We start from the raw sequence: 22,763 nt of genomic DNA on the forward strand, positions 1-22,763 counted from the left end.
CACTTTTTTGCAAAAAACGTTAAGTCAAACGTTTCGAGATCGGTACTTGTGAAATGTTGATCTTGGCCGCTATGGCTGGATTGCTCAGCGTTCCCGTCGCTGTCCTGCTGGTTGAAGTCATTGCAGCTCTCAAGGTGCCCAAGCTGGAGCCTTTCGAAGTCAACGAATTAAATATTGAAAAGCGCGTTGCTGTAATCGTTCCTGCACACAACGAGAGCTCGGGACTTGTTCCAACACTGCAGGATATCAATGCGCAGCTGGGCGTTGGAGATCGGCTTATCGTCGTCGCCGATAACTGCACCGATGACACCGCAGCAGTCGCGGCCGCAGCGGGTGCCGAGGTGATTGTTCGCAGTGACCCCGACAGAGTTGGCAAGGGATTCGCGATGGGGTGGGGCGTAACCCATCTTAGCTATGCTCCGCCCGATTTTGTTCTCTTTGTCGATGCCGATTGCCGGCTCCAGGCCGACCTGATCGAAGGTCTAAAGCGAACCTGTCAGCAGGTCCAGCGGCCGGTACAGGCGCTGTTCATGATGCGAAGCGCTGAAAGTTCGCCCATCAATCACGGCTTCGCGGAGTTCGGCTGGATTCTCAGAAACTGGATTCGCCCCCTTGGGCTAAGAAACCTTCATGGCCCTGTTCAACTGATGGGAACAGGAATGATGTTTCCGTGGCGTGTGATCAGCTCCGCGCCGCTGGCGAGCGACCATCTGGTGGAGGATTTGAAGCTGGGGCTCGATCTGGCGGAAGCAGGCAAGGCTCCATATTTCTTCCCGTTTGTGAAAGTTACCAGTGTATTTCCGACAAGTGCCAAGGGGACCGACAGTCAGCGTCAGCGTTGGGTGCAGGGTCATCTCGCCGCCATCGGGAAATTCGTCCCGCGACTTCTCGCTGTCGGTCTAATGCGCGGCGACTTAAATGTGCTCGCACTGGCGCTCGATCTTTTGGTGCCGCCGCTCTCTCTCCTTGCACTATTGATCGTCGCGGCGATGGTCCTGACTTCGTCCGTTACGCTGCTGGGAGGGCCGTGGCTGCCCACCGCGATCGCGGGCGGCAATCTCGTTGGATTTATTTTATGTGTTGTTTTGGCTTGGCTTAAATTTGGACGCCAGGTTTTTCCTGCGCATGAGGCATTATCGTTCGGCTCTTTTGCATTAAAAAAAATCCGGCTCTACGGCCGGATGTTGATAGGCGGCACTGCGTCCCAATGGATACGGACCGACCGATCGACTCCCAACTAGCAACACGCCGCGAGTTTTTCCGCGACGTCCCCCAAATGGGTCACGCAACCGTTATCGAACTCCAATAAGAACGCGCCAGACAAAGGTTAGTCTGGTGTTCCGGTCGCATCGCCCTGGTACATCGTTTGCTTGAGTTTTCAGGCAGTAGGAGGGGGCTACCTATGAAAGCGCACAGCCGCACGACAATCGATATGCTGCCGAAGTCAAAGAAGACGAAGAAGGCTTCGAAAAAGCCCACGGCTGTCAGCATTACGGAGCGGTACCTGGAATTGCGACGCCTTCGTGAGCGCTTGTCCGAGGCGGAAGCTTTGCGAACTTCACAGTGAAGAAGTTCCGTAAGGGATTGGCTCAGCGGCTCTATTTGACGGCGACCGGGGTGGCCATGGTTGGGTGGCTGTGGGCGCTATTTGCCGGCGTGGGATGGCTTTTGGGAGCTTAGCCAGCGCTCACGGATGTCCGCTATTGGCGGGGTTCAGCGCCAAGCCTGATCATATTCGGTCTCTTGCGCGGTAGCCTGAGCAAAGCCGGTTCCAGGACTAGCTGCAGCCGGTGCATCTTCTCGGGAGGACGGCTGCTCGGTCCAGGCTGCCTCTTGAGCCGTCAAGGCCCGGCAAGGACCGATCTAAATCTGCGGGCGAGCAATGTTTTCCGCGCTCGGATGGGGGAAACCGATCACTGACGTCGTAAAGCAGAGGTGACCGTCAGAACCGGATTTGTTGAGAGCTGCGGCCCCATGTGGATGTTGGGGAATTTCTGAGAACTGCATTCCCGAATCAAAAAGTCCCCGCCGAAGGCGAGGACTTTGTTGACCCTCTCCGAGATCGCCGTTGCCGGCGACCTCAGGAAGTGATGTCGGAGCGCTATTAGACCAGACGGAGAGCCGGGCTCTGCCTCTTGCGCCGGTAAGCCACGAAGCCAACGCCCGCAAACCCGAGCAGCATCATGGCCCAGGTTGCCGGCTCCGGAACGGGAGCGACCGAGGTGAGGGTGAGGTTGCCGGTAACAGTGTTGGAAGCGCCAACTGCAAACGAGCTCACGTCCTCAATCATCAGCGAAAAGGATCCGCCCGCCCACGTAAAGTTCTGCACTGTGTTATTGAAGTCGATCGAAAGTGCGCCGTTCTGTCCCTGCTTTACCTGCCCATTAACAGTGGCAGTAAAGATTGCGTTCGGTGACACGCCGCCGGGATTGGTGAACAAGATCTTCAGCGAGAACGGGTCTCCAGTGTAATTGTGAGTACCAGTCTGAAGGTTGAACGTTCCCAAGGTAAGTGAGAGCGTGTCATCCGTTGAGTTGCTAAAGTTGGTGCCGGTAAAATACAGGTTTGGTACGTCATTTACCACGGTGGAAAATGAACTGCAGCCGAGGCCGAAACAGCCTTGCGTGCTTCCGGCAAAAAGCACAGCAGCCGAAGCGGGCGCGGACGCAAAGGTCAAAGCCAGCGCTGCGGCTCCTATAGCGGAAACTATTCTCATCAAACTCTCCGATTCCAATGACGAAACATTTAAACGCCGAGTTCCTTTGACCAAGCTGTTAGGGATTCGTCAACCATTGTTCCTTGAAAAAGAGGGGATAAAATTAAATAATTTCGGGTGTGTGCTAAAAGTCATCCACGCTCCTGAGGCGGGTTTCATCGCATGCGGCATTGAACCGGGGGCTGCACTGCGGGCTGGAAGCAAAGCTCCGCCGCTAAAGCTTTGCTCTTCGAGAGAATTAAATGGAATGAGATTAATTCTGAGCAGCAGCTGTAGATTAATCTCGATGAGGTCGTTGACTCTTCGCCCTCGGTCAGTTAAAAAAGCGTTAATTCATTAACGGGCAGCATTGCAGATATTGGGGAGTCGGCTGTGAGCAAATCTAAGATAGCGGTTGCGGCAGTTATTGCGAGCTTCTCGGCTATGTCGGCTGCAAAGGCTGATGTGATCAACGTAACAGTGGCTGGCCCGAGCGTCGGGATTGCCACAGGGCAGAACTTTAACTCTCAGCCTTTGGGACCGATTGGTTCTTCGTTCTCAATCGGGGACTGGAACTTTAACGCTGGGCCGAACTCCCAAATCAATATTTTGTCCAGCGGCACCGGCGCTCAACCGTATCAAACGACCGGCAACTATTTAAGCGTTTTGGGTAGCGGCGTCGAGACGATTACGTTCTCGGCACGCAGCTCCTTCTCGTTCTTCTGGGGCTCGATTGACGATTACAACACCATCACATTGTCTGACGGAACAAGCTACACGGGTACGCAGATCGCTGCGATGTTTGGTGGACAGTCGAATGGTTGCCAGCTGCTAACGAACTGTAACCGTTATGTTACCTTCACCGACGCGACCGGTGCAAACCTCACTGGGTTCACCATCTCTTCGTCGTCAAACTCGTTCGAAATCACGAATATTTCTGCGGTGCCTGAAGCATCTACCTGGGCGATGATGATCCTTGGGTTCTTGGGTCTCGGTTTCCTCGGATATAGAAAGTCGTCGTCCAAGGTTTCCGCCTCTGCGTTCCGCATGGCTTGATCATACGAAGCCAGGCCGGAAAATCGAGCCAAGCTCGAGAAGGACCGCTGACAGGCGGTCTTAGACTGATGACAAAGTCCTCGCCTTTGGCGGGGACTTTTGATTCAGCGGTGCATGCTTCGCAAACCCTCGCCGCAACAGGCCGCGCTGGAGATGGTAAGTCTCGACGGTCTGTTTCCGAAGGATTCTGCTTCGCAAGGTCGGTGCAGTGATCGATTTTTCCTTTATCCATGACCGGGTTGCCGGGCTTTATTGATTACCCGGACAACGGTCGACCGCCGCTCGATCCGACACTGATGTTCAAGGTACCACCGCTCAGGCGATTTTTTTGTTATATTGATAAGGATCGCACGTCTGTCAGAAAGCCATGTGGAAAGCCTTTGCCTTGCCGATCGTCTTGGCGTTGAGCGCTGCGGCGCAGGCACAGGAGAGCGGCCGTATCAGACGGCCGCCGCCCTCGGCCGCCGAAGCCGACCGGATCGCGTCGGAAATGGCCATGAACGACAGCCTGCTCCAGAAAGGGGACATCGTCGTTACCGACCGGGGCTTTTTCGTTTTTCGTGGACCCGCGCCGGACGGGGTGACCAACGAGTTCACGAGGGTACCTAATCCAGGCACCGCCGGCAGACCTGGCCGATAGAGTTCGCGGCCAGGCCGCAGGGCGAAATTATTCTTGCAGCGGTGCAATTGCGGTTTGACTTCCGCAAACGACTCTGAAAACAGTTAATTAAATGAAATTAAATTTGCAGCGGGAAATTCGATGAAAAAAGCTTTGATTGCAGGCGGCGCAGTCACCCTTGGCTTGATTTGGGCGCAGGCCTCGCAAGCGGCGGTGATTTTCTCCGACAATTTCAACGCGACAACAGCTCAGCAGCTCAATCAGACGGTCTTTACGAATTGGACCGTTACGTCGGGCGCGGTTGACGTGATCGGCGATGGTGGATCTTACGCGTTCCTGCCGGTCGGCAATGGCAACTATGTCGATCTGAACGGTTCGACCGGTCAGCCGGGCCAGCTCACGACCAAGATGACGTTTGGCGCAGGCACCTATGTCGTGTCGTTTGACCTCGCCGGCAGCCAGGGTGGTGCCGGCTTCGTCGATCCGATCAGCAAGACGACCCAGGTCGCTTTTTCGATCGGCGGCGCGACGCAATCACTCACGTTGAATCCGCTCTCGCCCCTGATGACCTATTCGTTCACCTTCACCACCTCCGCTCCGGGAAAACTGAGCTTCACGGATCTCTCGGGCGGAAACAACAACGTCGGCAACCTGCTCGACAATGTGAGCGTTTCCGCTGTTCCGGAGCCGTCCACCTGGGCGATGATGATCCTGGGCTTTTTCGGCCTCGGGTTCATCGGCTACCGGCGGAAGCTGTCGGGGCGTGCGTTGCGCATCGTTTGAAGGCCGATCGGTTTCGCAACGGAGAAAAGCCGCCCCCCAAGGCGGCTTTTTGTTATTTGCGTCTTCCGCCAGATCTTATCATGCAAGATCGCCTGTCCGAATCGCCTTCCGAACGGGCAGGAATTTCCATCATTGAGCGAGTATCCGTGTGGCTCCGGCGATCGCGATGACCTTGACATGCGCGCCCGGCTGAGTGGATCGGCGCTCGATGGCATTGCAATGAGAGTTGCACGTAGGGCGGTTTGGACCGGCAGGGCAATTCAAATGCTCCGAAATAAGGGCTTTCCGCCTGCTCGACACCATGCTCGATCTGTCGGAGAACGCCGCGCCGTAATGAGATGTCATGCCAAACTGGACAGGATTTGGAAATTTACTGAGGCGACGAACCCGGCGGATAGTAAACGTCTCGTCGCATGGATGGCCCATTAGGGTTAAATGCGCTCAGCCATTGCAGGACGCGTCGGGAATCGGGATTTTGAGCCGTGAGCGGCGCACGGGCCGGCTCTCGATAGGTTTTCAACTCTGCATTTTTTAACCGTGCAAATCACGGCAGATTGCTGCAGTCCGAATGGATTAATTTGATATGGGTATTGAAACGAGCGTCACCCTGATGGTTGCCCAAACATTCAAGCTGGTCTGCGAACAATGCGGCAGCCTGACGGTTGCACTGCCGATTGAGGCCCGGCCGGATCCATGTTCCATTCTGAAATGTGGGCGGTGCGGCTCCCCGAGAGGAACGCTCCAGTCGCTGCGCGACACGTCTATTCAGGCAGGCATTCGACATCCGGTTTAGCGGAAATGGCCGGCGATGGTTCGACTTGCTCTCGGTTTTAAACAGAGGGATCGGACTGGTAGCTCTGCGCAGTGATTATGACTCTTTTTCGCACATGTTCCGCCGGCCGCCAGCCGAAACCGACATGCAGCGCCACTTCAGCGTCAGCCCACCTTCGGTCCACCAGATGGTCGTCACCCTCGAGCGAAATGGATTGATCCGACGTCGACCCGGTGTCGCCCGAAGCATCGAGCTCCTCGTGCCTCCCGAAGCGCTGCCCATCCTTGAATGGCTCGAAATCAACCCGTCAAAATCACCGTGACGAGGTACTATCCGGAAGCTTGATAGCTCGATGTTATTGCCGGCTATTGACGGCATAGCGGCTGAACTTGCGAACGCAAATTGTTGCGCGCCCCCCGAATAATCGCGGAAAAATACGCGTGGAAGGCCCTAGTCAGCATCCGGTTAAGCGGGGTAGGCTCGATTGGGCAGGCTCTGGTTTGGCCGTCTATGGGCTGGCTACGCTGTTCCCGAGCATTGCGTGGGGGACGCGGGTCCTAAACATGGAGCCGGCGGCAAGCTGGCGAGGTGGAGGTCATCACCGGCGGTCAGCCTTCGGTCTTGAATTTTCGAGTATCTGTATTTTCGAAAACAGCTGGTACATTCGCGCGAGGGAAGAAACATGCGAACGATCTTTGCGTCCGTGCTGGTGGGCGGCCTTTTGATTGCTGCCAATGCCGGTGCGGTGCCGCTTTTGAGCCATAGTCAGCCTACGCCGAATTCGTTGATCACGGCCGCGAAAGTCGTCTGCGACGAGGCGGGAAACTGCTATCGACCGAATGTGCGACGGCCCGTCGCCAGGTGGGTTTATGGCGACAAGAATTTTTATGGACCGTACGCGGGGCCTGGCAACTACGGCAATCCGCGATATCGTTACAGTTGGTGGCCCTGGTGACGGTTCTTGTCTGCCGGGCATCGTTTCTGCCGGAAGAAATTGCTGCTGCGTGGGCCCGTTAGCCTGCCGAAAGCCAATGCAAGAATGTGGCGCAGCCGCAAATGAGCTGCGATGCCAGCAGGAAAACGGCCCATGAAACGAACAGGATAGGAATGACCATCCTTGCGCACCCGACCGACTGCGGCTGGCTGATTGGTCGGACATAGCGCACCAGATTCGAAATCGTTCATCATATTGTAGAGGCGCGCGAATTGTAGAGGCGCGCGGAGCGCTGCCTCGGAACTTCGCGTTGCCCTTACTCCTCGAAGGGGAAGTGAGGTGCGCAATGCCAAGCGATCGCTCGAAACCAGTCTCGGTATTCATATTAATACAGTGGCTTAAATCATCGTCGCGTGCCGAATAGCCGGACCCATCGGATCAGAGAATGCGGAAGGCCGGCGGAAAGTTTTTACTATTGGTTGCAGCTATTATCTCCACAGACGGATTCATGTGGAACCCAAATTAAGTCTGCTTCGATCTATAAACCGTATCAAATCGCTGCTATAGCGTTTGCAGAATGCCGCTGCCCATGTTCACCAAGGCGCACGGTTTTAAAGGTAATCACCTTGTTCAATTATCGTGGCTAATAAAATTATCAAGGCTAATAAAATGAATTTCGATGGCGTCGATTGGTCGGCAGCTGCACCAAGCTGGCGTTCGATGTTTACAGGGATCTTTTTGCCGCTGTTTGCCCTCGCTTTGCTTGTTGTCTCCATCGATATTGCCTTGAGTTGGTCGTTTGAAAGATGGGCCGGCCCTTCGAGCATGTCGCCTTTGCTGCTTGCCACGGTCATGCTTCCGCCGGCGCTGATAAGCGTTCTTTGCTGCTGCAAGCTTTTCCTGCATTTGAATGACAGGCTGCGGTGAGGATCCCGCAAAGCGGTCTCGCACCCCTTCTTGACGCGGACAATTGCGGTGATGGCTAACATTTTCGTTCTCCTGACTCGCGGATGATCGGCGCGTCCGATCCCTTTCAGCCCGCGCACGCGTGAAGCGCTGCTCGAAGTCGTCAGGAGCGACGAACTGGTCTGGCTGTTGCTAAGATGCGGCAAGCATAGACGGGGCGCTTTCGTTGCGGTGATCCAAATAATGCCGAACAAGCCGCTGATATCCCTTGGTGGGCTCATCGTTTCGGGCAAAGTAAGACTCTACTTTGGGGAGAACGGCAGCGATTATCCGATCATTTTCCTCCATGAATTCGAAACCGATTTCCCGTTCTTTGGACGACTGCCCGCTTTACAAATTTGAGATGGGCGCTTATCCGCGCGACCCTTTGGAGCGTGGCCGGTCGGTTGGACACCACCTTGTCGTTCTGAACTATCACGTGTTTGGGGATCACGCTGAAGCGCCATGAAGATCATGAGGTACGCTTCCCCAAACTTTGCGGTAACACGTTGAAATCGTTCGATTCGCTGACCTCCCTTGATATCGGCCCCACGTGCGGCGATGATTTCCGCCAGTGAATCCGTCCCGGCAGCTCCAGCTGGGCTTTGAAAAGGCTCCTTCATGAGCGCTGATATCAAACCCTATCGCATTTCGATCGGCGACGATGTCCTCGACGATCTCAAATCGCGGCTGCGCAACACGCGCTGGCCGGAAGCCGAACTGGTCGAGGACTGGAGCCAGGGCGCGCCGCTGAGATGGATCAAGGACATCTGCCGCTACTGGGCGGAAGGGTACGATTGGCGCGGGCGCGAGGCGCAGCTCAATCGCTTTGCGCAGTTCACCACCGAAATCGACGGGCTCGACATTCATTTCCTGCACGTCCGTTCGCCGCACCCGGAAGCGATGCCGCTGGTCATCACGCATGGCTGGCCGGGTTCGGTGGTCGAGTTTCACAAGGTGATCGAGCCGTTGACCGATCCGACCGCGCATGGCGGCAACGCCGCCGACGCATTTCACGTCGTCTGTCCCTCGCTGCCAGGCTTCGGCTTCTCCGAGAAGCCGAAGACAACCGGCTGGGGCATCGATCGTATTGCATCGAGCTGGGCGGTGCTGATGGATCGCCTTGGATATGGGCGGTACGGCGCGCAAGGCGGCGATTGGGGATCGGCGATCACCACCGCGATCGGTGCACAGGATTCCGCGCATTGTGCCGGCATTCACATCACGCTGGCGATGTCGACGCGGCCCAACGTCCAGGGACAGCCGACGCCGGAGGAAGCGCGGGCGCTGAAGGGAATTGAACATTACGCCGACTGGGATTCCGGCTATTCCAAACAGCAGTCGACCCGGCCACAGACGCTCGGATACGGCCTGACGGATTCGCCGAGCGGGCAGGCGGCGTGGATTCTGGAAAAATTCTGGGCCTGGACCGATTGCGACGGGCATCCCGAAAACATCCTCGGCCGGGACGAACTTCTCGACAACGTAATGCTCTATTGGGTGACAGCGACCGCCGCCTCATCCGCGCGTCTTTATTGGGAGAGTTTCGGTCCGAAGCGCCGGACGGCTCACAAGGTTGCGGTGCCGACCGGTGTCGCCGTCTTCCCCAAGGAGATCGTCACGCCGGTACGAAGATGGATGGAAGCTAACTATACCAATATCCAGCATTGGCGCGAAATGCCGAAGGGTGGCCACTTCGCGGCATTTGAGCAACCTGATCTGTTCGTCCGGGAGGTACGGGATTTCTTCAGGACGTTACGGAAGTAATCTGTTTCCTGGCCCGTCAGGTTCCGGCGCGCGGCGTGATCGGTGCGCCTGCTGTTCAGAGATACCAGGCGAGCACGGCCTTCAGCAGGGCGTTTTCGATCACCGGCAGCACGACGATCTGGTTCATGCCGGCCGCGTGCGCGAGCCGTGCTGCGATCGATTGATCGACCTTCAGATGCTCGTTGATGGCCGGCATGCCCGTCGCCCAGGCGCCGCCGATGCTGCCTTCGCCCTTGCGGATCGTCTTTGTCGCATAAAGCGAGGCCAGATCGGCATTCTTGCTGCAGTCGCCGGATTGAAACACCAGTTCCGTTCGCAACGGGTTCGGCACCCAGATCTCAAAGCGTCTGGCGATCGGCGTTGCCTGCGCTGACAGAAAGGTCATGACCCAGGTGTGATCCGGCGGCGTCGCGTAGGGAATACCGACGCCGCAATTGATCCCGATTTCGCTCGCTTCCTCCCAGCGCAGGAAGCTCTTGGCGTTGTGCAGGTCCTTGATGATGAGCGGCATGCCGGCTTTCCAGGCACGGCCGGGCAGGCCAAAGCCGCGCGGGAATTTTGTGTGCCGGGAATTGAACTCGAACATGTCGGCGGTGCCGTAGTAGCCGTCGACCAATCCCATCTCGTGGGACTTCTCGGGATCGTTGTGCCAGAGTTCGATGGCGCCGACGTGCTTTTCGTCGTCGCCGCAGAACAGCACCATCACCGCCATCAGGAATTCGCCGGCAAAAACCGGCAGCGCCACGCCGCAGGTCAATCCCGCTTCGATCGCCTCATCCGTGCGCTTGAAGTAAGAGTCTGCGAACTCCGTCAGGATGACGGGGTGGCCCACGGCCCAGGCCTTGCCGGGCAGGCCTTCGTCATAGGCGAACAGCGCGTTTTCGCTGACGGCCTTGAACTCCGAATACTCTTGGCTGCAAAGGCAGCCGCCGAACTCCAACCGGGTACGGGTGCGGTCGGGCACCCATAATTCAACCACGCGTATGAATGTCTTCATCGGGACGCACCTGTCGCTACGCCGATATCAGCATCGGCGATTTAGCGGCGGTATGTGCGAACAAATTACAGGCAGGCTCCGCCCAAAGATCGTGCGGAGTTCCAGCGCCCTCGGCAGCGGCTCAGTTCCGATAAGACGGATCGGTGCGGTCGAGCTTGCGCAGCAGGGCGGGCCAAGCAAGGTTGCCGTTGCGGGTGCTGCGGCCGGGTTTCGGCTGCATCCGCTCATAGGTGTCTTCGAGTATAGCTTTCGGCGGATAGATCAGCTTGGTGTTGCAGGACAGCGCCATGATCTGGACCTGGCAGGCACGTTCGAGACGGAACAGCACATTGAAGGCTGCCGGCACGGTCCGGCCGACGACGAGCAGGCCGTGATTGCGCAGGATCATGGCTTCATGGTCGCCGAGGTCTCTCACCAGCCGCTCGCGCTCGTCGACATTATCGGCGATGCCTTCGAAATCGTGATAGGCGATGTGGAGAAACCGCATTGAAGTCTGCGCCAGCGGCAGCAATCCGCATTCCATGGCCGAGACGGCCATGCCGGCCGGCGTGTGCGTATGCGCCACGCAATCCATATCGTGCTTGGCCATGTGGATGGCGCTGTGAATCACGAAGCCGGCGACGTTGACGTCATAGTCGGAGGCGTTGAACAGCGTGTTGCCCTCGACATCGATCTTGATCAGGCTGGAAGCGTCGATCTCTTCGTAGAGCATCCCGTAAGGGTTAATCAGGAACTGGTCGGTCGTGCCCGGCACGCGGCAGGAGATGTGGTTGGCGATCATCTCGGTCATGCCGTACATCGCGGTGAGACGGTAGCAGGCCGCGAGATCGACCCGCGCCTGCCATTCCTCCGCGCTCACCTGTTCGCGGACGGATTTCACGACCTTGACGGCGGGCGAGCTGACGGGAGGATTCATGGCGTTTCACCGCGGTTGAATTATTTGGCCGGGCCGGCCGGATCATTGGCGATCAGGATAGCGATAAATTTCGGCAGGCTGCAAGGCAAGCACCGCAGGCGTTATTGCATGCCTCATACGCTCGCGCCGTTCAAATATCAGGTGAAGTGATTGCTGCAGCTTCACGACAAGTTTCCGCCCTCGATGCGAACAGCCGGTCTGCGCTGCGGCCGGCACTGGGACGCACCGGATGCTGGCCATGTTTGTCTCCTTCGTAAAATCCTTACTTCCGGTGGCGGCTGCCCAGCGCCGTTGCGATTGTTTCCGGATTCCTGATGCGCTCGATCAACATGTCGATGCGATCGCCGCCCCAGAACAATTCGCCGTTGAAGACCATGGTGGGCACGCCGAACACACCGAGTGCCTCCGCTTCATCGATGATGCGGTCATGCTCTGCCCGCGCCGGGCCGTGGGCGTACGTTTCGAATTCTGCTGCTGAACCGCCGATCGAGGTGATCACGCCTGAGATTGCCGACAGCTCGTCGATTTCGAGATCGTGACTCCAGAAGCGACGGAATACCATATCGTGATAGGGACGGAATAATCCTTGGCGCTGTGCGAACAGCATGCCCGCGCTCGCATAGAAAGCGTCGTAGATGCGCCGCGGACCTTTCATGGTGAGGCCTTGTGCATTGGCAAAGCGGCGCGCGTCCATATACGCGTAGCGCACCTTGCGCCAGAAATGCGGCGTGCGCTCCTCCACCGTTCCCATGAATTCAGGAATGCGCAGCGTGTAAGGCAGCCATTCCAATTCGACGCCATAGGTTTCTTCGAGCTCAAACAGCCGCTTGTTGGCGACCAAGGCGTAGGGGCTCTTGTAATCCGTGTAGATTCGTACGCGCGGTCTATCCATGGCTGCCCCCGTTTGTCGGGATCAGTATCTGCGATCCGAGCAGAGCATGGAACCATGTCACGCGGTTTGCCACTCCAGAAACGAACGAATAAGCCCGCTCCAAAAACGAATGGGCCCCGGTGCATGAGAGCATCGCGGGGCCCGACATCTTCGTTTTAGGCGAAGGATTTCTGGTAGACACCAGTGTAATCTCAGGATCCGGCAGCGCGTGGCCTTGGCACTCCAGTCCCGCGGATATGTTCGATTTGTTGAAGGCGCAACGAGGCTAGCAGCTGCTTATGACCTCGACCGCACCTGGACCTTGCGATGAGCAAGGTCACCAGACTGATCCGGTGGCGTCATGCTCCTCCTCAAGAGTTGGCCGACGGACTTTCGTCCGCTTCCGCTGCGTGTCGTCTCGATCATCTCACCGGGGCGCCAATGCCTGTGAAGTGGGGAGCCACCCGCTCCGTGACTCCAACAGGTGCAGCACCGAAATGCTGCGGCAGATGCCGGCCGGTGTCAAGCCGTCCTAAAGTCACGTTGCGAGTGCGGTTCCCGGGAACAAGATCAGAGCTTTGTCTGGCGGTAGTTCTGTAGGTCAGGGTCGTGGGTCATCGCCCAGTAATCCACAAACCGCCACGGCATCGCCGAAAACACCCGACCCTGGCTGTTGCGGTAATACGTAGTCATGCCTGGGTGGGTCCAGATCAACTGCTCATGCTCGGCATCAACCTGCCTGATGTATCGATCGTGCGCCTCAGGGCGAACGTCGATCGCAGCGATGCCTTGCTCGATCATCTCAACGAGGCAGGCGGAGATGTACCTACTCTGGCATTCCGACTGGAAAATCACGCTGCCGCCGTGCGCAGGGCCTGAATTCGGACCGAGCATCACAAAGAGATTCGGAAAGTCCGGCACGGTGAGTCCGAGATAGGCGGTGGGGTTGTCGTTGGCCCAGGCCACCTTAAGATTCTTGCCGCCGCGTCCGGTGATATTGAGGCGCGCCGCCATCTCCGTGACCCTGAATCCCGTCGAGATGACGATGACGTCCGCAGGCCGCAACTTGCCGTCGGAGGTGACGATGCCGTCGCGGGCGAAATGATCGATCTTGTCGGTGACCAGTTCGACATTCGGCTTCGTCAGCGTCTTGAACCAGTTGTTGTCGAGCAGGATGCGCTTGCCGTAAGGCGGATAGGTCGGCACGCATTTCTCGATCAGGTCGGGACGGTCTTTCAGTTCCGACAGGATGAAATCCGTCAATTCCTCGCGATGCCGGTCGTTGCCCTTGTTGACGGCGCGCTCCGGGTGCGGCCAATTCGGATCCTTGCGCAGGAAAGGCAACAGGCCGTCGCCGTATCGCCAGAACATGTTGAAGCGATACCACTGCACGTAAAACGGCAGGTATGCGAGCAGCCACTGTGCGCCTTCGCCGATGGGATCGGAATAGCCTGCCACAGGACGCGCCCATTGCGCGGTGCGTTGATAGACGGTGACCGACGCGACGCGGTCGGCGATCGAGGGCACCAGTTGCATCGCGGTTGCGCCGGTGCCGATGACGGCGACATGTTTGCCGTCCAGCTTGATGTCGTCGGTCCACAAGGCCGAGTGCAGCGTCTCACCCTTGAAATCCTCCTCGCCGTTGAAGTGCGCAGGGTACGGGTCGTTGAGCTGGCCGATCGCGCTGACCAGCGTGGTCGATTCAAAGACCTCCTCGCCATTGGCGGTCTTCAGCGTCGATATCCAGCGTCGCTTGCTCTCGTCCCAACGCGACGATTTCAGCTCCGTGTTGAGGCGGAGATGCTTTCGAATGTCATGTTCGAGCGCGACTTTCTTGAGATAGTCAAGCAACTCCTGGCGCTGGGCGAAATAGCGCGTCCACGGATTACGCTTGCCGAATGAGAACGAATACGAATGGTTCGGCGTATCGACGCCGCAGCCGGGATATCGATTGACGTACCAGGTGCCGCCGAGTTCGTCGTTTTTCTCGACGATGGTGTAGGGGATGCCAAGCCGGCCAAGGGCAACGCCCAGCGCGATCGCGCAGACGCCGGCGCCGACGATCAGCACGTGCTGCTGCGCAAGCGTTTCGCTGGACGGTGATTTGGTCCAGCGTGCCTCTCGCGGAATGAATCCCATTTCCTCGCGCATCAGCGGCGCATATTCCGGTGCGACGTTTTCGCCGAGCGTCGCGCGCATCATTTTCAGCATCAGCTCATTGCCGGGGTCGGTGATGATGGGCTTCGGTTCGCCGTTTGCGAACAGTTTCAGAACGGCGGCGCGGATTTCGGCCTGGATTTCCTCAGGCATGCCGGCGTGTGGATCCGGGATCAGGCGGACGTCGCGCTTCGGCTTGTAGGGCGGCTCCAGCCAACGCTCATCGCCGGTCATGTGCACCAGCACCATCAGCAGCACCCGGATGTCGCCCTCGGCAATGGCCGATGCGAGATCGAGTTTCTTGCGCGGCAACTCGATATTCATGCTGGTGTCCTCATCTACGCGTCTGGTGCTCCCGGCAGGCCGCCATAGGCGGCCCAGGTGGTACCTGCGATATATCCGGCGTCGACGGGCAGGTTGATTCCCGTGACGCCGCTGCTCAGCGGCGAAAGCAGCCAGGCGATGGCGTGCGCGACCTCGACCGGTTCGACCAGCCGGTTCATCGCGGTCGGACTTTCCAGCCATTTCTTGTTCAGCGCACCTGCGGCGATGCCGGCTTCCAGTGCGACGGTGCGGGTGAAGCCGGGCGAGACCGCATTGACGCGCACGCCACTGCGGCCCCATTCGGCGGCCAGCGTCTGCGTGATCTGAATGACGCCGGCCTTTGCGGCGGTGTAGGCATGGATCGGGCCTGACGTCATGCCGGCAACGGAGGCGACGTTGACGATCGCGCCATGCCGGCGCTCGGCCATCTTCACGCCGACGGCGCGGGCGACCAGAAACGTGCCGCGCAGATCAATGTTGACCTCGTGATCCCATTGGTCCATCCGCACGCGCTCGATCCGGTGCATCTTGCCGAAGACGCCGGCGGCGTTGACCAGTCCCGTAATGGGTCCATGCGCAGCCTCGATACCGGCGATGCCGCTGACGACGGCGCTTTCGCTCGCGACGTCGAACGGTGCCGACCAGAGGATCGTTTGCGTTCCTGCCAGCGGCTCCGGCGCGATATCGACAATGACGACCTTTTGGCCTTGTTCGGCCAGGAGCGTGGCGGTTGCCGCGCCAATGCCGCGGCTGCCGCCGGTGACGAGGACGATGCCTTCAGCGGTCATGGCTATTGCCTTTGTTCGAAGTAAACAGCCCGCGAGTGACCAGCTTCCGGTAGGCGGAGATGACATGCTCAGGCGCTGCGGTGACGTTGCCGCCGACATAGGAGTAGCGACGGCTCAGGTAACCGCGCGCGCCCATCAGCATGTGGACGATGGCTTCGAACTCCTCATCGCTGTAATCCTCGATCGCGCCGGTCTGACGCGCGCGCCGGAGGATACGGACATAGGCGGTGGCGATGTTGTCGAGGTGCTTCTGGTAGCCGATCGGGGCGAAGTATTCGGCCTCGTTGAGGATGCGCAGGAACTCCGGCACCTCGCGGATGAAATCGAAGAAGGCGCTGAAGCGCTCGATCTCCTGCCTGGCCGCCTGCGCAGTCCCGGTGCGTTCGCGAATGAAATGAACCATGTCGAGGCCGATCTTCGGCAGCAATTGGTCGAGCAATTCCTGGCGGTTCTCGAAGTGATTGTAGAACGTGCCCTGGGCGACGCCGGCTTCCTCGGTGATGCGGGCGACGGAAGCCTCGGCATAGCCGTGCTTGCCGACGACCTTGGTGGCGGCGTCGAATATCCTGCGCTTGGTCCAGGCGTTGCGCTCGACACGGTTGAGTTTTGTCGCTTTGCCGGATGCGGCTTGCGATGATTGCGTCATGCGTGGGATTCCAGTTCGGAGCGCAGCACGCGCTTGAGGATCTTGCCCGAGGGGTTGCGGGGCAGGCTGTCGCGGATGATGAGTTGCTTTGGTACCTTGAAGCCGGCGAGTCGCGCGCGGCAGTGATCGGCAAGATCGCGCAGTTCGAGCGTGGCGCGATCCCCGAGCACCACGATTGCGACCAGCTTTTCGCCCCAGCGCTCGTCGGGCAGGCCGATGACGGCGACTTCGCGCACGTGCGGCAGTTCGTAAATGACACGCTCGACTTCGGAGGAGGCGATGTTCTCGCCGCCGGAAACGATCATGTCCTTCTTGCGATCGGTCAGGTAGAGAAAACCGTCTTTGTCGAGATAGCCGACGTCCCCGGAACGAAACCAGTCGCCGAAGAACGCCGACGCGGTTTTCTCGGGATCCTTCCAGTAGCCTTGCGTCACCTTGGGCCCGCGCAGGCAGATTTCGCCGTTCTCGCCGGACGGCAATCTGTTGCCGGCATCGTCGCGGATCTCGATTTCGACATGGGCGACGCTGCGGCCGGTCGAACCGATCTTCTCGATCTCGCGGCCGGCTTCCATGAAAGTGTCGCCGCCGCAGGTCTCTGTCAGCCCATAGGCATCGATGTAGCGGGCGTTTCTGAAGTAGTCGGAGAAGGCGCGGATGCGCGCTTCCGGCGTTTTCTCGCCGCCGCCGATCGCCCATCGCAGACTCGATACGTCGTAACGGTCGCGGGTCGGGCAGGTGAGGAGCGCGGTCGTCATCACGGGTGCGAACCAGGCGGCGTTGAGTCTCTCCGCGTCGATGGCGGCGAGCGCCTGCTCGGGCTCGAAGTTGCGGTGGATGGAAAGCAGGCCACCGTGCCAGAGCACCGCGATCCCTGGCAGATCGAGCGCGCCGACATGGTAGAGCGGACCAACCACCAGCAATCGCGTGTCGGCGTTCAACCCGAGCACGAGCGTCTGGTCGGCCGATTTCCAGTACAGGTTCTCGTAAGTGAGCATCACGCCCTTGGGGCGGTCCGTCGTGCCTGACGTGTACATCAGCCGCATCAGGTCGCGCGGCTGGCGGACGTGCATCGGGGCGGAGGCAATGTCAGGCGCAAGGCGCGTCGCGTCGGACTGCGCAGCTTCATCCAGCAGCACCGCCGGCGCGCCGCCTGCAGCGGTGTCCGCGAGTTCTTCATCCGCGATCAGGATGCGCGCGCCGGAATTACCGACGATGTAGCCGACCTCATCGGCGGAGAGCCGATAGTTGATGGGCAGAAACACCGCGCCGATGTGGCTGATCGCAAATACCAGTTCGAGAAAGGCGGTGCTGTTCTTCATCAGCACCGCGACGACATCGCCCGGGCCGATCCCGCGCCCAGCCAGCCATCCGCCGACCCGGCGGATGCGGGCATCGAATTCGGCGTAGGAGACATTCTCGCCGCGGTATTTCAGCGCACAGCGACCCGGCGTCCGCCGGGCGTGAAACGCGATGAAGCTGGATAGATTGATCATTATCCCGCCAAAAGCCCGGTTTCCGGGTCCTTTTCTCGTTGGATGAATTATGAGTCGTAATTCATCTTTGGCTTGACGTCACCCCCCTTGCTCTGAAATCCTTGTGAGTACGGAGGCGATACGATCTCCGCCAGAGATTTGGGAACGCCAACCCCACAGGGAGGAAGCAATGACGAGAACCCGCAAACCGGGCGTAAGCCGGCGTGCAACGTTGGCGATGATGGGCGCCGGGGCCGTAACATTTGCGACGCCCTGGGTGGCGCGCGCGCAGGCCAAGACCATCAAGTTCGGCATGCCGACCATTCTCTCGGGGCGCGTGGCGCAGCTCGGCACGTCTTCGCGCAACGGGGTGATGCTGGAAGTCGAAAAGGTCAATGCTGCCGGCGGTCTGGCCGGCCGTCAGATCGAAATGGTGATCCGCGATTCCAAGGGACAGCCGCAGGAAGCCGCCCGCGTCGCCCGCGAACTCGTCAATACCGATGGATGCGAAATATTGATCGACGCGGAAGCATCATCGGGTGCATTCGCGGTGCATGAAGTAGCGCGTGATCTCGGCGTGCTCTGCCTTCACACCAACTCGGAAACCTCGGCGCTGACCGCCGATCCCAAGCAGCACATTCCCAATGCGTTCCGCACCGCGCGCCAGGGCGTGCACGACTCGATCGTCGGCGGCAGCTATGCGGCGGCGATTGCGAAAGCCAAGGGCCTGAAGAAATGGGCGACCTGTTCACCCGATTATGCCTATGGCCGCGACACCACCGGCGAATACGTGACGTATCTGAAGCGCTTCGCGCCCGACACCGAAATCATCAGCGAGTCCTGGCCAAAACTTTTCCAGCCCGACTACACCGAGGTGGTGACAAAGATACTGCAGGCCAAGCCGCAGGCGCTGTATTCCTGCCTGTGGGGCGGCGACCTCACGTCCTATATCGATCAGGCCAACATCTATGCGCTATTCAGCCAGATGGAGGTGTTTGCGGTCAACATGGCCGACTACACCGCGCTGACGGTCGTGAAGAACCTGCCGAAGGGCATTCATTCCGGCAACCGCTACATCAAGACTTATCCGGCAACACCGGAGAACGCCGCGTGGGGCGACGCCTACAAGGCGAAATACAACGAGTATCCCACCAACTGGTCGTGGGAGAATGCGACGGCGATCACGCTGCTGGCGGAAGCGTCGAAGAAGGCGAATTCAGCCGACGGCAAGAAGATTGCGGAAGCCTTGCGCGGCCTGAAGATCAAGTCGCCGTTCGGTGCCGACGGCACCGTCACGATGCGCGCCGAGGACCAGACGCTGGTCGGCTATGCCATCGGCTGGGGCACCACGATCCCGCAGGAACCCTACGTGCCGCAGGTTCAGGCGGGCGACTGGAAGACGATCTTCGAGCTCGAAGCCGAGTGGAAGAAAAGCAAGGGCTACACCTGATCGACTGTGAGGCGGAGGCAGCGTAGGCTGCTTCCGTTCGCCGCCGAATGTTTCTCGCGCGCCGCGCATGCTGGCGCGCTGCAATGGATGATTCCCTTGGATCTCGACGCGCTTACCGGCTGTCTCGCCAGTTCTGCCTGCCTGGTGACGCAAACCACCAGCGGCTTCATCATCGGCATGTTGCTGTTCCTCGTCGCTGTCGGGCTGACGCTGATTTTTGGCGTGCTCAAGGTCGTCAATTTCAGCCACGGCGCCTTCTATATGTTCGGCGCCTATTTCGCGATGTCGGCCTATCAGCTCACGGGCAGCTTTGCGCTGGCGATGCTGTGCGGCGCGGCCGGCACGGCTTTGCTTGGCCTGATCTTCGAGCGGGTGTTCATGAGCCGCGTCTACGGCGCCGACGTGCTGATGCAGTTGCTCGTCTGCTATGCCTTCGTGCTGATCTTCGATGACGTCGTACGAATGATCTGGGGACCGGAATTCAAGTCGATGGGCATGCCGGCGGCCTTCCAGGTGGCGCCGCTCTTTATCGCAGGCGGCGTGGTGCCGCCGTATTATCTGCTGCTGATCGGCGTCGCGCTGGCGGCGGCCGTAATCCTCGGACTTGGTCTGGCGCGGACGAGAATCGGCAAGGTGATCCGGGCGGCCGCGCATAATCCGGGCATGGTGTCCGCGCTCGGCATCAACACCGGCGTGATCTATGGCGGGGTGTTTGCGCTCGGCGGCATGCTGGCGGGGCTTGCTGGTGCGCTCGCCGCGCCCGTGCGCTCGTTGACGCCGGGCATGGGATTTTCCATCCTGATCGAATCCTTCATCGTTACCGTGATCGGCGGCATGGGTTCGATTCTGGGGGCGCTGATCGGTGCGATCCTGATCGGCATGATCCGCTCGTTCGGATCGCTCGGCTTTCCCTTGTTCACGGAAGGCCTGATGTATCTGTTCATGGTGATCGTGCTGGTGTCCCGGCCCACCGGCCTGTTCGGCAAGGAGGTCGCATGACCGAGCTGCAGGCCGAGCAGGGCACGCCGGCACTCGATGTCCCGCGCACCGAGGCAAAGCCGCGTCGTAATCGGGACGCTTTGATTGCGCTTGCGGTCTTTATCGTGCTTGCTCTGTTGCCGATGGTCTTCAGCAGTAAATTGCTGCTCGACTTCGTGATCCGCTGCGCGGCCTATGGGCTGTTCGCGACTTCGCTCAACCTTCTGGTCGGTTACACCGGCCTGATTTCGTTCGGCCATGGCATGTTCTTTGGCCTTGGTGCCTACGGCTTCGGGTTGATGATGCAGAAGACCGGTGTTCCCATCCCGGTGGCTTTCGTCGCAACGTTGGCGATCACGTTTGTCATTGCCCTCGTCATTGGCGCCATCTGCGTGCGACTGAAGGAAATCTATTTCGCGTTCGTGACGCTGGCGTTCCAGATGCTGATCCACTCGACCATCCTGTCCTGGGTATCGCTGACCGGCGGCGATCAGGGATTGCGCGGTGGCATTCCGCGGCCGCCATTTTGGGGTATCGATCTGTCGAACCATCTGCATCTCTACGTCGCTAGCTGCGCGCTGCTCGTGACCGGATTGTTCCTGATGCATCAGATCGCGCAGTCGCCGTTCGGCTACACGCTGCGCATGATCCGTGACAACGCGACCCGTGCGAGCTTCATCGGCATCGACGTCTGGCGCGCCAAGTTGACGATCTTTGTGCTCGCGGCGCTATTCGCCTCGACCGGCGGGATCATCATGGCGCTGTTCGTCTCCGGAGCCTATCCGGAATTCGCCTATTGGACCATTTCAGGCGAGGGCATCTTCATCAACATGCTCGGCGGCGTGACGACATTCCTGGGACCAATGGTCGGCACCGTGCTGCTCCTGATCCTCAACGATACCGTTACCCGTTGGACCGACTATCACGGCATCGTGCTCGGGATCGTGATCCTGTTCTTCGCCATCGGCCTGCGGAAGGGCCTGATGGACTTTGCGGTTGAGTGGTATGCGCGCCGCCGCGACGGCTCAGGGACGTAACCATGCTGGAGATCCGTTCCCTTTCGAAATCGTTCGGCGGCGTCAAGGCGACAGACAATGTCACGCTTGACTTCGCCGACGGTTCGCTCACCGCCGTGATCGGCCCCAACGGCGCCGGCAAGAGCACGTTCTTCAACCTGATCACCGGCGCGCTGCGGCCCGACTCCGGACAGATCCTGCTCAATGGCGTCGACATGGCCGGGCGGTCGCCGCCCGAGATCGTGCGCTATGGAATCGGTCGAGCGTTCCAGGTGGCGAGCATTTTTCCCTCGCTCACGGTGCAGGAGACCATGCTCGCCGCCGTCTGCGCCGATCAGCGCCGCGCCAGCGTGATTCACCGTCGTTTCCCGCTGGCTGAAACCCGCGATCGCGCCGAGCATGCGATGGAATTGCTGGGGCTGGCCGGCAAGCGCAATCGCACCGCGGCGACGCTGTCGCATGGCGATCAGAAGCTGCTCGATATCGCACTCGCGCTGGTGCTCGATCCCAGGGTGCTGCTGCTCGACGAGCCGACCGCCGGCATGGGCACCGAGGAGCGCTGGCGAATGATCGACAAGGTGAGGGAGCTCTGGGAGAAGCAGAAGATCACGGTGGTGTTCATCGAGCACGACATGGATATCGTGTTCAAGATCGCGCCCGAGATCGTCGTGCTCTGCTACGGCCGCATTCTCGCAACCGGGACGCCGGACGCGATCCGCCGCAACGAGGCCGTGATCGAGGCCTATCTCGGCACCGAACATCGCGCCGGGGCCGCGGTATGAGTGCTCAACCGGTCGTGCAGGTCGAGGATCTCGACGTCTATTACGGCACCAGCCAGATCCTGTTCGGCGTCGGTCTTTCGGTGCGGCAGGGCGAGACCATGGCATTGCTTGGCCGCAACGGCGCCGGCAAGTCCACCACCATGAAGGCGATCATGGGGCTCGCTCCCGCACGCCGCGGCAAAGTCACTTTGCGCGGCAAAGTGGTGTCCGGGCTCAAGCCACACCACATCGCGCGCGCCGGTCTCGGCTTCGTGCCGGAGGATCGCCAGATATTTCCGGAGCACACGGTCGAAGACAATCTGGTCATCGGGGCCAAGAAGGGACCTGATGGCGAGGACGAGTGGTCGATCCGGCGCGTTTACGACGTGTTTCCGCTGCTGGAGCCGCTGCGCCACCGGATCGCAGGACGGCTGTCGGGTGGCGAACAGCAGATGCTGGCGATTGCACGCACGCTGATGGGCAATCCCGCGCTGTTGCTGCTGGACGAGCCGAGCGAAGGACTGGCGCCGATCATCGTGCAACGGATCGGAGAATTGCTGCGGCAGCTCCGCGGCACCGGCGCCACGGTGCTGATCGCCGAGCAGAACATGCATTTTTGCCTTGGCCTTGCGAGCCACGCGACGGTTATCGACAAGGGCCAGATCGTCTACACATCCGGGATCGAAGAGCTGAAAGCCAACGATAGCATTCGTCAGCGCTACCTCGCGCTGTAGCTTTCGGCCGGCGACCTTCTCAGAGGATGACTTGCGCTCCGCGCCTGATATAGGCCAGGACAGTTACGATGCTTCGGCTGGA

The 22,763-nt window shown here is 59.5% G+C and carries 19 protein-coding genes and 3 pseudogenes; 12 read left to right on the plus strand and 10 right to left on the minus strand.

Features of this window, described 5'->3' with window-relative positions:
- Positions 1 to 53: 53 nt before the first annotated feature.
- Positions 54 to 1,241 carry a glycosyltransferase family 2 protein gene (locus tag V1288_RS20430; protein WP_334358751.1) on the plus strand — a complete coding sequence of 396 codons (1,188 nt, stop codon included), beginning with the start codon at positions 54 to 56 and terminating at the stop codon, positions 1,239 to 1,241.
- Between the two features lie 863 nt (positions 1,242 to 2,104).
- Here the strand turns inward: V1288_RS20430 and V1288_RS34090 are convergent.
- Positions 2,105 to 2,218: pseudogene (locus tag V1288_RS34090) on the minus strand (PEPxxWA-CTERM sorting domain-containing protein); the annotation flags it as partial.
- Between the two features lie 870 nt (positions 2,219 to 3,088).
- Here V1288_RS34090 and V1288_RS20440 point away from each other — a divergent pair.
- Positions 3,089 to 3,751, plus strand: a complete 663-nt coding sequence (locus V1288_RS20440; RefSeq protein WP_334358753.1) for an Npun_F0296 family exosortase-dependent surface protein — start codon at positions 3,089 to 3,091, stop codon at positions 3,749 to 3,751.
- A 114-nt stretch (positions 3,752 to 3,865) separates the two neighbouring features.
- Positions 3,866 to 4,056 (plus strand): annotated as a pseudogene (locus tag V1288_RS20445) (IS5/IS1182 family transposase); the annotation flags it as partial.
- A gap of 52 nt (positions 4,057 to 4,108) precedes the next feature.
- Here V1288_RS20445 and V1288_RS20450 read toward each other — a convergent pair.
- Entirely contained in the window at positions 4,109 to 4,279 is a 171-nt protein-coding gene (locus tag V1288_RS20450) for a hypothetical protein (protein WP_334358754.1), read from the minus strand.
- A 766-nt stretch (positions 4,280 to 5,045) separates the two neighbouring features.
- Here V1288_RS20450 and V1288_RS34095 point away from each other — a divergent pair.
- Together V1288_RS34095 and V1288_RS20465 are read left to right on the plus strand one after the other, a co-directional pair.
- Positions 5,046 to 5,153 (plus strand): annotated as a pseudogene (locus V1288_RS34095) (PEP-CTERM sorting domain-containing protein); the annotation flags it as partial.
- Positions 5,154 to 6,607: 1,454 nt separating this feature from the next.
- On the plus strand, positions 6,608 to 6,880 hold the full coding sequence (locus V1288_RS20465; RefSeq protein WP_334358757.1) for a hypothetical protein: 273 nt from the start codon (positions 6,608 to 6,610) through the stop codon (positions 6,878 to 6,880).
- Positions 6,881 to 7,470: 590 nt separating this feature from the next.
- On the opposite strand, the gene V1288_RS20470 is transcribed toward V1288_RS20465, so the two are convergent.
- Positions 7,471 to 7,848 (minus strand): hypothetical protein, encoded by a 378-nt coding sequence (locus tag V1288_RS20470; protein WP_334358758.1) that lies wholly within the window; start codon positions 7,846 to 7,848, stop codon positions 7,471 to 7,473.
- A gap of 160 nt (positions 7,849 to 8,008) precedes the next feature.
- On the opposite strand from V1288_RS20470, the gene V1288_RS20475 reads away from it, so the two are divergent.
- Complete coding sequence (locus tag V1288_RS20475) at positions 8,009 to 8,167, plus strand: hypothetical protein (protein WP_334358759.1); 159 nt, start codon at positions 8,009 to 8,011, stop codon at positions 8,165 to 8,167.
- A 258-nt stretch (positions 8,168 to 8,425) separates the two neighbouring features.
- Positions 8,426 to 9,571 carry an epoxide hydrolase family protein gene (locus tag V1288_RS20480; protein WP_334358760.1) on the plus strand — a complete coding sequence of 382 codons (1,146 nt, stop codon included), beginning with the start codon at positions 8,426 to 8,428 and terminating at the stop codon, positions 9,569 to 9,571.
- Between the two features lie 55 nt (positions 9,572 to 9,626).
- On the opposite strand, the gene V1288_RS20485 is transcribed toward V1288_RS20480, so the two are convergent.
- The 7 genes from V1288_RS20485 to V1288_RS20515 all read right to left on the minus strand — a co-directional run bounded on the left by V1288_RS20485 (position 9,627) and on the right by V1288_RS20515 (position 17,763).
- Positions 9,627 to 10,568, minus strand: a complete 942-nt coding sequence (locus V1288_RS20485; RefSeq protein WP_334358761.1) for a GAF domain-containing protein — start codon at positions 10,566 to 10,568, stop codon at positions 9,627 to 9,629.
- A 121-nt stretch (positions 10,569 to 10,689) separates the two neighbouring features.
- Entirely contained in the window at positions 10,690 to 11,484 is a 795-nt protein-coding gene (locus V1288_RS20490; protein ID WP_334358762.1) for a class II aldolase/adducin family protein, read from the minus strand.
- Positions 11,485 to 11,746: 262 nt separating this feature from the next.
- A complete protein-coding gene (locus V1288_RS20495) occupies positions 11,747 to 12,376 on the minus strand; it encodes a 2-hydroxychromene-2-carboxylate isomerase (protein ID WP_334358763.1) in 630 nt (209 codons plus the stop codon).
- Positions 12,377 to 12,925: 549 nt separating this feature from the next.
- Positions 12,926 to 14,836, minus strand: a complete 1,911-nt coding sequence (locus V1288_RS20500) for a flavin-containing monooxygenase (RefSeq protein ID WP_334358764.1) — start codon at positions 14,834 to 14,836, stop codon at positions 12,926 to 12,928.
- A gap of 14 nt (positions 14,837 to 14,850) precedes the next feature.
- Complete coding sequence (locus tag V1288_RS20505) at positions 14,851 to 15,624, minus strand: SDR family NAD(P)-dependent oxidoreductase (RefSeq protein ID WP_334358765.1); 774 nt, start codon at positions 15,622 to 15,624, stop codon at positions 14,851 to 14,853.
- Positions 15,614 to 16,270 carry a TetR/AcrR family transcriptional regulator gene (locus tag V1288_RS20510; RefSeq protein ID WP_334358766.1) on the minus strand — a complete coding sequence of 219 codons (657 nt, stop codon included), beginning with the start codon at positions 16,268 to 16,270 and terminating at the stop codon, positions 15,614 to 15,616. Before V1288_RS20510 ends, V1288_RS20505 begins: the two co-directional genes overlap by 11 nt.
- Complete coding sequence (locus tag V1288_RS20515) at positions 16,267 to 17,763, minus strand: AMP-binding protein (protein WP_334358767.1); 1,497 nt, start codon at positions 17,761 to 17,763, stop codon at positions 16,267 to 16,269. The genes V1288_RS20510 and V1288_RS20515 overlap by 4 nt, the downstream gene beginning before the upstream one ends.
- Before the next feature lie 169 nt (positions 17,764 to 17,932).
- Here V1288_RS20515 and V1288_RS20520 point away from each other — a divergent pair, with 169 nt between their 5' ends.
- From V1288_RS20520 to V1288_RS20540, 5 genes are all read left to right on the plus strand, one after another.
- Positions 17,933 to 19,192 carry an ABC transporter substrate-binding protein gene (locus V1288_RS20520; RefSeq protein WP_334358768.1) on the plus strand — a complete coding sequence of 420 codons (1,260 nt, stop codon included), beginning with the start codon at positions 17,933 to 17,935 and terminating at the stop codon, positions 19,190 to 19,192.
- 96 nt (positions 19,193 to 19,288) lie between these two features.
- Positions 19,289 to 20,191, plus strand: a complete 903-nt coding sequence (locus V1288_RS20525) for a branched-chain amino acid ABC transporter permease (protein ID WP_334358769.1) — start codon at positions 19,289 to 19,291, stop codon at positions 20,189 to 20,191.
- Entirely contained in the window at positions 20,188 to 21,207 is a 1,020-nt protein-coding gene (locus tag V1288_RS20530) for a branched-chain amino acid ABC transporter permease (protein WP_334358770.1), read from the plus strand. The genes V1288_RS20525 and V1288_RS20530 overlap by 4 nt, the downstream gene beginning before the upstream one ends.
- Before the next feature lie 2 nt (positions 21,208 to 21,209).
- Entirely contained in the window at positions 21,210 to 21,968 is a 759-nt protein-coding gene (locus V1288_RS20535) for an ABC transporter ATP-binding protein (protein ID WP_334358771.1), read from the plus strand.
- Entirely contained in the window at positions 21,965 to 22,681 is a 717-nt protein-coding gene (locus tag V1288_RS20540) for an ABC transporter ATP-binding protein (RefSeq protein ID WP_334358772.1), read from the plus strand. Before V1288_RS20535 ends, V1288_RS20540 begins: the two co-directional genes overlap by 4 nt.
- The last annotated feature ends 82 nt before the right edge of the window (positions 22,682 to 22,763 follow it).

Origin of the sequence: Bradyrhizobium sp. AZCC 2176 (assembly GCF_036924645.1) — a bacterium.
In the GTDB taxonomy this organism is placed as follows: domain Bacteria; phylum Pseudomonadota; class Alphaproteobacteria; order Rhizobiales; family Xanthobacteraceae; genus Bradyrhizobium.

Coding starts and splice junctions, on each gene's coding strand:
- V1288_RS20480 (WP_334358760.1), top strand. CDS start 8,426: ATGAGCGCTGATATCAAACCCTATCGCATTTCGATCGGCGACGATGTC.
- V1288_RS20465 (WP_334358757.1), top strand. CDS start 6,608: ATGCGAACGATCTTTGCGTCCGTGCTGGTGGGCGGCCTTTTGATTGCT.
- V1288_RS20430 (WP_334358751.1), top strand. CDS start 54: ATGTTGATCTTGGCCGCTATGGCTGGATTGCTCAGCGTTCCCGTCGCT.
- V1288_RS20470 (WP_334358758.1), bottom strand. CDS start 7,848: ATGTTAGCCATCACCGCAATTGTCCGCGTCAAGAAGGGGTGCGAGACC.
- V1288_RS20510 (WP_334358766.1), bottom strand. CDS start 16,270: ATGACGCAATCATCGCAAGCCGCATCCGGCAAAGCGACAAAACTCAAC.
- V1288_RS20540 (WP_334358772.1), top strand. CDS start 21,965: ATGAGTGCTCAACCGGTCGTGCAGGTCGAGGATCTCGACGTCTATTAC.
- V1288_RS20450 (WP_334358754.1), bottom strand. CDS start 4,279: ATGTCCCCTTTCTGGAGCAGGCTGTCGTTCATGGCCATTTCCGACGCG.
- V1288_RS20530 (WP_334358770.1), top strand. CDS start 20,188: ATGACCGAGCTGCAGGCCGAGCAGGGCACGCCGGCACTCGATGTCCCG.
- V1288_RS20520 (WP_334358768.1), top strand. CDS start 17,933: ATGACGAGAACCCGCAAACCGGGCGTAAGCCGGCGTGCAACGTTGGCG.
- V1288_RS20495 (WP_334358763.1), bottom strand. CDS start 12,376: ATGGATAGACCGCGCGTACGAATCTACACGGATTACAAGAGCCCCTAC.
- V1288_RS20515 (WP_334358767.1), bottom strand. CDS start 17,763: ATGATCAATCTATCCAGCTTCATCGCGTTTCACGCCCGGCGGACGCCG.
- V1288_RS20500 (WP_334358764.1), bottom strand. CDS start 14,836: ATGAATATCGAGTTGCCGCGCAAGAAACTCGATCTCGCATCGGCCATT.
- V1288_RS20490 (WP_334358762.1), bottom strand. CDS start 11,484: ATGAATCCTCCCGTCAGCTCGCCCGCCGTCAAGGTCGTGAAATCCGTC.
- V1288_RS20485 (WP_334358761.1), bottom strand. CDS start 10,568: ATGAAGACATTCATACGCGTGGTTGAATTATGGGTGCCCGACCGCACC.
- V1288_RS20535 (WP_334358771.1), top strand. CDS start 21,210: ATGCTGGAGATCCGTTCCCTTTCGAAATCGTTCGGCGGCGTCAAGGCG.
- V1288_RS20505 (WP_334358765.1), bottom strand. CDS start 15,624: ATGACCGCTGAAGGCATCGTCCTCGTCACCGGCGGCAGCCGCGGCATT.
- V1288_RS20475 (WP_334358759.1), top strand. CDS start 8,009: ATGCCGAACAAGCCGCTGATATCCCTTGGTGGGCTCATCGTTTCGGGC.